This window comes from Phenylobacterium sp., from assembly GCF_036502675.1.
In the GTDB taxonomy this organism is placed as follows: domain Bacteria; phylum Pseudomonadota; class Alphaproteobacteria; order Caulobacterales; family Caulobacteraceae; genus Phenylobacterium.
Genome location: NZ_DASXYF010000012.1, coordinates 1 through 4,281, shown reverse-complemented (window position 1 = coordinate 4,281; position 4,281 = coordinate 1). Strand labels below are relative to the sequence as shown.

The 4,281-nt window shown below is 71.6% G+C and carries 4 protein-coding genes; 2 read left to right on the top strand and 2 right to left on the bottom strand.

Translation table 11 applies throughout. The features are described 5' to 3' along the window. Positions 1 to 277: 277 nt before the first annotated feature. Complete coding sequence (locus tag VGL30_RS01545) at positions 278 to 1,450, bottom strand: acetyl-CoA C-acyltransferase (protein WP_331536064.1); 1,173 nt, start codon at positions 1,448 to 1,450, stop codon at positions 278 to 280. Positions 1,451 to 1,569: 119 nt separating this feature from the next. Between VGL30_RS01545 and VGL30_RS01540 the strand changes: the two genes are divergently transcribed. Both VGL30_RS01540 and argJ read left to right on the top strand, forming a co-directional pair. After that, positions 1,570 to 2,568, top strand: a complete 999-nt coding sequence (locus VGL30_RS01540; protein ID WP_331536062.1) for a peptidylprolyl isomerase — start codon at positions 1,570 to 1,572, stop codon at positions 2,566 to 2,568. Further along, complete coding sequence (argJ, locus tag VGL30_RS01535) at positions 2,565 to 3,971, top strand: bifunctional glutamate N-acetyltransferase/amino-acid acetyltransferase ArgJ (protein WP_331536060.1); 1,407 nt, start codon at positions 2,565 to 2,567, stop codon at positions 3,969 to 3,971. The genes VGL30_RS01540 and argJ overlap by 4 nt, the downstream gene beginning before the upstream one ends. 12 nt (positions 3,972 to 3,983) lie before the next feature. Here argJ and VGL30_RS01530 read toward each other — a convergent pair. Continuing rightward, the coding region (locus VGL30_RS01530; protein WP_331536058.1) for a helix-turn-helix domain-containing protein at positions 3,984 to 4,281 on the bottom strand (298 nt) is incomplete at its 5' end.

Genomic DNA, 4,281 nt, shown 5'->3' with positions numbered 1-4,281 from the left:
CAATGTTCTCGTTATGTTCTTGACCCGCGGCAGCGCCTGAACTAAGCTCTCGAAGCGTCTCGCCGGGCCGGCCCGAGGCTGTTTTCGTCTCAGGGGGTCAGGGCGCGACCCGCCCCTGGCCGAACCCCAAACGGACCCCGCCCTCTTGCTCCACCACGATGACCGGAACCCATTGATCACCCGCGCCTCGGCCCCCGCCCTCGAACCGCTGTTTCCACCCGAAAAACCGCTTACCGCCTTAAGGGGTGTCTACACTTCGCCAGCTCGGAAACGACTCTCAGTACACCTCGAACAACCCCGCGGCGCCCATGCCGCCGCCGATGCACATGCTGACCACGACCTTCTTCGCCCCGCGCCGCCGGCCCTCCTGCAGGATGTGGCCGGCCAGCCGCGCGCCGGTCATGCCGAATGGGTGGCCGATGGCGATGGAGCCGCCGTTGACGTTGTACTTCGCCGGATCGATCTCCAGCCGGTCCCGGCAGTAGAGGCACTGCGAGGCGAAGGCCTCGTTCAGCTCCCACAGGTCGATGTCGGCGATCTTCAGCCCGTGGCGTTCCAGCAGGCGCGGGATGGCGAACACCGGGCCGACGCCCATCTCGTCCGGCTCGCAGCCGGCCACCGCCCAGCCGCGGAAGGCGCCCAGGGGCTCGATGTTGCGCCGCTCGGCCTCCTTGGCCTCCATCAGCACTACGGCCGCCGCCCCGTCGGAGAGCTGCGAGGCGTTGCCGGCGGTGACGTAGGTTCCGGGTCCGCGCACCGGCTGCAGCCTGGCCAGGCCCTCCAGCGTCGTGTCCGGCCGGTTGCACTCGTCGCGGTCGACGACGTAGTCGACGATGCTCTCGGCCTTGGTTTCCTTGTCGACCTTCTTCATGCGGGTCGCCAGCGGGACGATCTCGTCCTTGAACTTGCCGGCCGCCTGGGCCGCGGCCATGCGCTGCTGGGATTCCAGGGCGAACTGGTCCTGGCGCTCGCGGCTCACCTTGTAGCGCTCGGCCACGATGTCGGCGGTCTCGATCATCGGCATGAAGATCGCCGGATACATCTGCGTCAGTCGCGGGTCGTAGTTCTCCAGCGGCCCTGCGCCCCCGCTGGGGAACGACAGCGACTCCACGCCGCCCGCGGCGGCGGCCGGCACGCCGTCGTTGCGGACGACGTTGGCGGCCATGGCGATGGTGTTGAGGCCCGACGAGCAGAAGCGGTTCACCGTCACGCCCGAGCTGGTCACCGGCAGCCCGGCCAGCAGCGCCGTCTGCCGGCCGAGGTTCTGCGCCCCGTGGCCGACGTTGCCGAGATAGCAGTCCTCGATCTCCGCCGGCGCCAGGCCCGAGCGCGCCACCGCGCTCTTCACCGCGTGGGCCGCCATGGTCACGGCGGGGGTGATGTTGAAACCGCCGCGCTGCGACTTGGCGAGCCCTGTGCGGGCGTAGGAGACGACGACGGCTTCCCGCATGGCGGGGTCCTCCTTCTTGGCGGCGCGAGCCGGCTGCGGATACGGCGGAACCTTTGCATCCCGGGGCCGAAATGGCTAGGGACGGGCGACGCGCCCTGGACCGCTTGCGAGGAGCACCGATGCCGGCCACCACGCCTTACCGGACCTGGCGTTCCGCAGCCGCGCTCGCGGCCTGCGCCCTGGTCGTGGCGGCCTGCTCCGACCGCGGCGGGATCGAGAATCCGCCGTCGCCCGGCGACCAGGCCGTGGCCAAGGTGGACGGCAGGACCGTCTGGGCCTCCGACGTCAAGCGCGAGGCGGTGGCGCAGGGTCTGATCGGCGAGGGCGAGCCGCTGGAGACCTCCTCGGACCTGTTCCGCAAGGTGATGGACGAGGTCATCGACCAGAAGCTGCTGGCCAGCGAGGCGGTGAAGCGCAAGCTCGACCGCGATCCCGCCGCCCAGCGCCGGCTCGCCGCCGCCCGCCAGCGTATCCTCGGGGACATGCTGGTGGAGAGCGTCGTCTCCGGCGCGGTGAACGAAAGCGCCGTGCGCGGCCTCTACCAGGAGCAGCTCAAGCTCGCCAAGCAGTCCGAGCAGATCCGCGCCCGCCAGATCGTGCTGGCGACGGCGGCCGACGCCGACGCGGTCAGGAAGCTCCTGGCCAGCGGCGCCTCCTTCGAGGCCCTGGCGATGGAGCGTTCCACCGATGCGGCCACCCGCTTCAACGGCGGCGACCTGGGTTATTTCACCACCGACGTGATGCCGGAGGCCTATGACGCGGCGCTGAAGGCCGCCAAGACCGGCGAAGTCGTGGGCCCCGTGCAGGTCGACGGCGGCTGGGCGCTGATGAAGGTGGAGGACCGGCGGCCGGAGGAGCCGATCACCCTGGACGCCGCCCGTCCGCAGATCGTCCGCTTCCTCACCTACGACCAGATCCGGGACCTGCTGGAAAAGCTGCGCGGCAAGGCCAAGATCCAGACCCTGCTGCCGCCGCAGCCGCCGGTTCCCGGCGGCCCGAAGGAGCCCGCCAGCGCGCCGCCGGCGCCCGCCGCTGCGCCGCCGATCCCCGGCGCATCCGCCCCGGCCGCCGCAGCGCCCGCGGCGGCCCAGGCCGCGCCCGTCGGACTGCGGCCATGACCCGCAAGCCCGTGTCCAGGCCCCCGGCCAAGGCCGCCGCCAAGTCGGTGGAGGTGGTGGGCCAGACCCTCGAGCGCGCCCTCGACCCGCTGGCCAGCGCGCTCAAGCGCGCCGCCCTGCGCCGCGCCGAAAAGCAGAGCCGCGCTTTGGCGCCGGGCGCCCCCTCCGGCCCGCTGGTCTCGCCGCTGGCCGTGCCCCTGCCGCGCATGCCGCCGGTGGCCGGCGTGGAGCTCGCCGTCGCCCGGGCGGGGTTCTACAAGCAGGTGCGCGACGACCTCCTCGTCATGCGCTTCGCCGAAGGGACCGCCGCCGCCGGGGTCTTCACCCGCCACGCCGTGGGATCCGCCCCGGTGGATTGGTGCAAGCGCCAGCTCGCCGCCTCCAGGGGCGAGGACGTCCGCGCCCTGGTGGTCAACGCCGGCTGCGCCAACGCCTTCACCGGCAAACCCGGCGCCGACGCCGCCCGCCGGGTGGCCTCCGCCGTCGCCAAGCGGTTCGGCTGCCGCCAGCGCGACGTGATGGCCGCTTCCACCGGCGTCATCGGCGTGCTGCTGGACGACGGCAAGATCGCCCACCGCCTGCCGGAGATCGAGCAGCGGCTGACCCCGGACGGCTGGGAGGCCGCGGCCCGGGCCATCATGACCACCGACACCTTCGCCAAGGGGGCGACGGCCGAGGCGGACGTCGACGGGACCCAGGTGCGGATCTGCGGCGTCGCCAAGGGTTCGGGGATGATCGCTCCCGACATGGCCACCATGCTGGCCTTCGTGGCCACCGACGCGGCCATCTCGCCGGCGGCCCTGCAGAACCTGGCCAGCCTCTACACCCGCAGCACCTTCAACTGCGTGACGGTGGACGGCGACCGCTCGACCAACGACACGCTGCTGCTGTTCGCCACCGGCCAGTCCGGCGCGCCCAGGATCAGCCGGGCGGGCGACCGGCGGCTGGCCGACTTCCGCCAGAAGCTGGAGGCGGTGCTGCTCGACCTCGCCCTGCAGCTGGTCCGCGACGGGGAGGGGGCCACCAAGTTCGTCAAGGTCACCGTCAGCGGCGCCGAGAGCCCGGCCTCGGCCCGCAAGATCGCGCGCACCATCTGCGAAAGCCCGCTGGTGAAGACCGCCATCGCCGGCGAGGACGCCAACTGGGGCCGCATCGTCATGGCGGCGGGCAGGGCCGACGAGCCAATCAACCGGGAGCGGCTGTCGATCCGCTTCGGAGAGCTCAAGGCGGCCGAGGACGGTGCGATTTCGCCGACCTACGATGAGCGCAAGATGTCGGCTTACATGAAGAAGGCCGAGCTCGAGATCGGGGTCGACGTCGGGGTCGGCAGGGCGTCCGCGACCATGTGGACCTGCGACCTGACCAAGCGCTACGTCGAGATCAACGGCGACTACCGCTCCTGAGGCGCGGCGCGATCAGGCTTCGGCCAGGGTCCTGACCAGCTCGAGCACCTGATGGCGCATGCGCCCCTTGGGGATGCGCGGGAACAGGGTCGCCAGCTCCAGACCTTCGGGGGTCATGAGGAAGGCGGTGACGGCGGCTTCGCCCGTGGGCGGGCTCTGGACGCCGGCGTCGCCATCCAGCCCCTCGAAGAAGTGGGTCACCGGCGCGCCAAGGACCTGGGCCGTCTCGTAGAGCTTGGACGCCGAGACGCGGTTGACGCCCCGTTCGTACTTCTGCACCTGCTGGAAGGTGAGGCCGAGCTTCTCGGCC